4 protein-coding genes and 1 rRNA gene are annotated in these 6,630 nt (G+C 63.8%); 2 read left to right on the top strand and 3 right to left on the bottom strand.

Annotation, left to right across the window (positions count from 1 at the left end; genetic code table 11):
- Positions 1–65 (bottom strand): 16S ribosomal RNA (locus ACFE72_RS23890); the annotation flags it as partial.
- 511 nt (positions 66–576) lie between these two features.
- Positions 577–777 carry a hypothetical protein gene (locus ACFE72_RS23885; protein WP_375415608.1) on the bottom strand — a complete coding sequence of 67 codons (201 nt, stop codon included), beginning with the start codon at positions 775–777 and terminating at the stop codon, positions 577–579.
- A gap of 177 nt (positions 778–954) precedes the next feature.
- Between ACFE72_RS23885 and ACFE72_RS23880 the strand changes: the two genes are divergently transcribed.
- Positions 955–2,964, top strand: coding sequence for a M23 family metallopeptidase (locus ACFE72_RS23880; protein WP_375415607.1), 2,010 nt, complete (start codon positions 955–957; stop codon positions 2,962–2,964).
- 192 nt (positions 2,965–3,156) lie between these two features.
- On the top strand, positions 3,157–4,779 hold the full coding sequence (locus ACFE72_RS23875) for a hypothetical protein (protein ID WP_375415606.1): 1,623 nt from the start codon (positions 3,157–3,159) through the stop codon (positions 4,777–4,779).
- 157 nt (positions 4,780–4,936) lie between these two features.
- Here ACFE72_RS23875 and ACFE72_RS23870 read toward each other — a convergent pair.
- A partial coding sequence (locus ACFE72_RS23870) for an AAA family ATPase (protein ID WP_375415605.1) occupies positions 4,937–6,630 on the bottom strand: 1,694 nt, incomplete at its 5' end.

Here is a 6,630-nt window from a genome sequence, read left to right as displayed (position 1 = left end):
TCGACTTGCATGTGTTAAGCCTGCCGCCAGCGTTCGCTCTGAGCCAGGATCAAACTCTCAAGTTGGACTTGAAACTTCAAACCGGCTGATCACAACGTTTGACGAGGTCCCACCATATTCATCGCCTGCGATTCACATCGCGGACGACGCAATCTCCGAAGAGATCATGGTGTAACCTTTAAAACGTGTACCGCCGAAGTCTTTCGTCCAGCCTCGACTACCCGAAAACCGAAGTTCCCGAATATTCGAGACTCGCAAGGACTCCGCCGTCCACGTTTCTCTTTCTTCATCTTCACTTGTCAAACAGCCCGGGTCCGGAGACCCAACTTCCAATTTGAGGAAGCCTCGCGAGACCCTCATCCGACGACAAATAACAACCGATGACCATCGGCTGTTGATTCACTCATCTTAGTGAGGAGCATCACGGGCACGAAACCATGCCTTGGCCAAGGGCCAAAGCAGCTCCGTGCTCAGTGGTCGGGTTATAAGCCCCTGCTCGGATCGTTGTCAACGGTCATCGTCAACAAAATATCGCATCGTGCCGAGATTCTTGCAGTGCGAATAAGTCCTGATTTTTCAGGGGCTGGCGCCGTACAAGAGCCACAATCCTGCGACGTTCTGACTGCCAGATAAGCAATGAATCGCCGGATGCCAGGGTGGGCTGCCGGCATCGAGTCGCGGGAACAGGCGATCTTCCATGAAGCCTTGCCTTTTCCCGATCGTCGGACCGCTTCGAGAGATCAGCGCGCCATTGACGTTCGAGATTCCGGCCAGCATTTTGGCTCACGATTCCCGGACGGCCCTGGGGCACACCAGGCTCCGGTATCGCCCCTCAAGAGGGCGGACGCGGAGCCCAGGCAGGCGCGGGCCTCGTCGAATGTTGGTGGAATTTGGGGGGACGGCGGCTTGAGCCACAGGACGTCACGGGGTGGAAATTACGGACGCGAGACCGGGATGATCGATCTCGGTCACGAACCGCCACTTTCCGTCGATGGTTCCGAGGCCGCGGTGATCGATCGCCGCCGCGTCTCCGTACAATGGTTCAGCGGCACAATTCTGACAGGCCTGTGCGGCGCGGCTCTTATCGGCGGCGCCGTTTTCGCGTCGCTGGACGGCGAAATGACGTTCGCCAAGGTGCCGGAGCGCGTCGAGGGCGCGCTGCGCGGCGCCTTCGGCGCCAACGACCGCACGGCCAGCCTGCACAAGAGCGACCGCCTGCCGCCGGCAAGCGATTCGGCCGCCTTGCGAAATGTGGTTCGGGTCTCCACGGTCACCCGGGTCGGCAACCGCGACATCATGCGGGTGCGGCCCTTCATTCGCATCTCCGGCAACCTCGCGCTGGCCACCAGCGACCTCAGCGCGAAAATTCCGCCCTATAACGCCCAGCGCATGCTGACCGATGTCGGCGTCGCAGCCCCGGCGGCGCCGGACGATCCGAGTGTCGCCGACGCCGCAGAGCCCGATGCCGAGGTTTCGTTCGTCACCAAGGATCTGGCGACGGTGTTGCCGAAAGCCCGAATAGCCGCCGTGATCGCGCTCGACGAGATTCTGATGCGGGTCCGCGACGCCTCCAACTGGAAGGGCAACAGCGGCGTGCGATACACCCTCGCCAACGCGACCGCCGATGCCGGCGGCGCCCTGTCCGACAGCAAGATGGCCTACGCCGCCGAGGGCGGCGCCTCCGATCCCTACGCCGGATTCGAAACCCGGGTGGTTCCGGAAAACGTCACCTTGCTGGCGAAAACGAAAGATCAGGCTACCGGCGGCAACCCGGGCAACGAACGCATTCACGTCGTCAAGAAAGGCGACAGCATTCCCGCCATTTTACGCGAGCAGGGCGCCACCGCGGAAGAAGCAAAAGCCATCGCCGCCACGCTCGGCCCGCGCGGCCGCGACGGCGGCCTGAAGGAGGGCCAGAAGGTGCGCATCCTGATGGCGCCCGCGGCACCGGGCCAGCGCCTGCAGCCCTACCGCGTGGTGGTGGCCAATGAATCCGCCATCGAGGCGGTGGCCGCGCTGTCCGATCTCGGCAAATACGTCGCGGTCGATGTGCAGAGCATGAACACCGTCACCGAAACCGCCGACAACAGCGACGATGACGACGACGACGGCACCGGCGTGCGGCTCTATCAAAGCATCTACGAAACCGCGCTGCGCAACAAGGTGCCGGCCACCGTGATCGAGGACATGGTCCGCATCTACTCCTACGACGTCGATTTCCAGCGCAAGGTGCAGCCGGGCGATTCGTTCGATGTGTTCTTCGCCGGCGAGGATGAAGGCGCCACCATCACTGAAAAAACCGAGGTGCTGTTCGCCTCCCTCACCGTTGGCGGCGAGACCAAGAAATACTACCGCTTCCAGACCCCGGACGACGCCATCATCGACTACTACGACGAAACCGGCAAAAGCGCGAAGAAGTTCCTGGTGCGCAAGCCGGTCAACAACGCGATCATGCGTTCGGGCTTCGGCAGCCGCCGCCATCCCATCCTCGGCTACGTCAAGATGCACACCGGCGTCGACTGGGCCACGCCCTATGGCACGCCGATTTTCGCCTCCGGTAACGGCGTGGTGGAAAAGGTCGGCCCGGAGGGCGGATACGGCAAATACGTCCGCCTCAAGCATAATAACGGCTATGAGACGGCCTACGGCCACATGTCGGCGTTCGCCAAGGGCATGGAACCGGGCAAGCGCGTGCGGCAGGGCCAAGTGATCGGCTTCGTCGGCTCGACCGGGCAGTCGACCGGGCCGCACGTCCACTATGAAATCCTGGTCAACGGCCGCTTTGTCGACCCCATGCGCATCAAGCTGCCGCGCGGCCGCTCGCTGGAGGGGCCGCTGATGGCCGGCTTCGAGAAGGAACGCGACCGGCTCGACGCCATGATGAGCAATCGCGGCGGCGCCCGGGTTTCCGACGCCGCGGGCGTGTCCGCGCCGACCCCGGTGCGGCAAGTCATCAACCGCTGAGCGGCGCGGTAATTACTGCGGAATGTTGATGCGTCAGTGCCGGGCTTGATCCGGCAATCCATCCCCTTCGAAATCTTCTTGCGAGGATTGACGGATGCGCGGGTCACGTCCGCGCATGACGCCGAATGTGTTTGCCAAATGCCCGCCGTGGGCGAATAATTTTCGAGACAAGCAAGATCCGGAGGCGATGTCATGAACACGCTAGCACGAAGCGCGGCTGTTGCGACGACGGCCATTTTCGGCGCCTTTACCGGCGCATTCGCCGAAACCTACGACGTCACGCAACTGGTTCCCGGCTCGGCGTTTCACGGCGTGCACGGACTGGGGATCGACAAGACCGGACGCATGTTCGCCGGAAGCGTCGCGGGAGCGGCGCTTTACGAAGTCGACCGCAGCAACGGCACGGCGACGATCGCCATACCGTCGCCGGAAGGCATGGCGGACGATATCGCGTTCGCACCCGACGGCACCATGGCGTGGACCGGCTTTCTGACCGGGGACCTTTATGCGCGCAAGGGCGACGGCCCGATCAGAAAGCTCGCGTCCGGCCTGCCCGGCATCAATTCACTGGCCTACCGCAAGGACGGGCGGCTCTACGCCACGCAGGTGTTCCTCGGCGACGCGCTTTATGAGATCGACGTCGATGGGGTAAAACCGCCGCGCCAGATCATGGAGAAGATGGGCGGCCTCAACGGCTTCGAATTCGGCCCGGACGACATGCTGTATGGCCCGCTGTGGTTCAAGGGCCAGATCGCCAAAGTCGATGTCGACAAAGGCGAACTCGCGGTGGTCGCCGACGGATTCAAGGTGCCTGCGGCGGTCAATTTCGATTCCAGGGGCAATCTGTGGGTGGTCGATACCGCGCTCGGGCAGTTGGTGCGGGTCGATCCGAAAACCGGCGCGAAGAAAATGGTCGCGCAATTGAAACCCTCGCTCGACAACCTCGCGATCGACGATCGCGACCGCATCTTCGTCTCCAACATGGCCGACAACGGCATCCAGGAGGTCGATGCCGAAACCGGCGCCGCCAGGCAGGTGATCATCGGCAAGCTGGCCCTGCCCGGCGGCATCGGCGTCGTGTCCGACGACGGCAAGGACACCATCTACGTCGCCGACGTATTCGCCTACCGCACCGTCGATGGCGCAACCGGCGAGATCGGCGAACCGGCCCGCATGCACGCCGACGGTGGCGCGCTGGAATACCCGATGAGCGCCACCGCGAAAGGCGACGACGTCATCCTGTCGAGCTGGTTCACCGGCACCGTACAGCTGATCGACCGCAAGACCGGCACGACCAGGGAGACGATGCACGGCTTCAAAGCCCCGCATGACGCGGTCCGGCTTGGCGGCAGCCTCCTGGTCAATGAACTCGGTACCGGCTCGCTGGTCCGCGTCAGCGGCGAGCACGGCGAGGATCGCACGCCGATCCTCGGCGGGCTCGCGGGACCGGTCGGACTGGTGGCGGCCTCGAAAGATGCGGTCTATCTCACCGAAGCGTTTTCGGGACGGGTATCGAAGGTCACGAGCAGCGGCGAGCAGACCGTGATCGCCAGCGATCTCAAAATGCCGGAAGGCGTCGCGCTGGCGCCTGACGGCAAGCTGATCGTCGCCGAGGTCGGCGCCAGACGCATTGTCGAAATCGATCCCGCGACCGGCGCCGTCGCCGAGATCGCCGGCAGCCTGCCGATCGGCCTCGCCGGCACGCCGGGCGGACTGCCGACCAACATCCCGACCGGCGTCGGCGTCGGGGCGTCGGGAACGATCTATTTTTCGTCCGACATCGAGAACGCGATCTACAAGATCACGAAGAAGTAAACTCGCCTTCTCCGCCTGCGCGGACGACCGGCGGAAGTCGGTACGGCGGATTAGCGCAGCGTAATCCGCCGCCGGCTGCGGTGAGGAACGGCGGATTACGCTGCGCTAATCGCCCTACGGACCGCCGAAGAAGTACGGTCAAGCGCCCGGGACGACCTCAGTGCAGCTTCCGTTTCGGCACCGGCACCTCGAACTGCGCGATCTCGGCCGTGTTTGGCGCCTTGCCGTTGAAGGTCAGCACGTTGCCCTGCTCCGAGATCGAAATATGATCGCCGTCCTTGACCTCGCCGGCGAGGATCATTTCCGCCAGCGGGTCCTGCACATGGCGCTGGATCACCCGCTTCAGCGGCCGCGCGCCGTACGCCGGATCCCAGCCTTTCCCGGCCAGCCAGTCGCGCGCCGCGGCATCGAGCGCGAGCGCGATCTTGCGATCCTCCAGCAGCCGCTGCAGCCGGCCGAACTGGATTTCGACGATGCGGCCCATCTCGCTCTTCTGCAGGCGGTGGAACAGGATGATCTCGTCGACCCGGTTGAGGAATTCCGGGCGGAAGTGCGCCCGCACCGTGCCCATTACCTGCTCGCGCACCGCGCCGGTGTCCTCGCCTTCCGGCTGGTTGACCAGGAATTCGGACCCGAGATTCGACGTCATGATGATCAGCGTGTTGCGGAAGTCGACGGTGCGGCCCTGGCCGTCGGTCAGCCGGCCGTCGTCGAGCACCTGCAGCAGCACGTTGAACACGTCCGGATGCGCCTTCTCGATCTCGTCGAACAGCACCACCTGGTAAGGCCGCCGCCGTACCGCTTCGGTGAGCGCGCCGCCCTCGTCGTAGCCCACATAGCCCGGAGGCGCGCCGATCAGCCGCGATACCGAGTGCTTCTCCATGTATTCCGACATGTCGAGGCGCACCATCGCGGTTTCGTCGTCGAACAGATATTCCGCCAGCGCCTTGGTGAGTTCGGTCTTGCCGACGCCGGTGGGACCCAAGAACATGAACGAACCCATCGGGCGGTTGGGATCCTGCAGGCCGGCGCGGGCGCGGCGTACCGCGGTCGCCACGGCATGCACGGCTTCGGCCTGGCCGATGACGCGCCTGCCGAGACAGTCTTCCATCCTCAGCAGCTTGTCTTTCTCGCCTTCCAGCATCTTGTCGACCGGCACGCCGGTCCAGCGCGACACCACCTGCGCGATGTGATTGGAAGTGACCGCCTCCTCCATCATCTCGCCGGCGTTCTCCTGGGCCTCGATCTCGGCGAGCTTCTTCTCCAGTTCGGGGATCCGGCCATAGGCCAGTTCGCCGGCGCGCTGGTATTCGCCGCGGCGCTGCGCATCGGCGAGTTCGATGCGCAGCGCATCGAGTTCGCTTTTCAGTTTCTGCGCGTTCGACAGCTTGCTCTTTTCGGCGCTCCAGCGCGCCGTCAGAGCTGCCGATTTCTCTTCGAGGTCGGCCAGTTCCTTCTCCAGCGTCTGCAGCCGGCTCCTGGAGCCGGCGTCGCTCTCTTTCTTCAGCGCTTCCTGCTCGATCTTGAGGCGGATGATTTCCCGATCCATCGAATCGAGCTCTTCCGGCTTGGAATCGACCTGCATCTTCAGCCGCGCCGACGCTTCGTCCATCAGGTCGATGGCCTTGTCGGGCAGAAAACGGTCGGTGATGTAGCGATTGGACAGCGTGGTCGCCGCCACCAGCGCCGAATCGGTGATGCGCACGCCATGGTGCTGCTCGTATTTGTCCTTCAGCCCGCGCAGGATCGAGATGGTATCCTCGACCGTGGGTTCGGAGACGAAGATCGGCTGGAACCGCCGCGCCAGCGCCGCGTCCTTTTCGACATGCTTGCGGTATTCGTCGAGCGTGG

The organism is uncultured Bradyrhizobium sp., from assembly GCF_964252615.1.
GTDB lineage: Bacteria > Pseudomonadota > Alphaproteobacteria > Rhizobiales > Xanthobacteraceae > Bradyrhizobium.
This window is presented reverse-complemented; position numbering and strand designations above follow the sequence as displayed.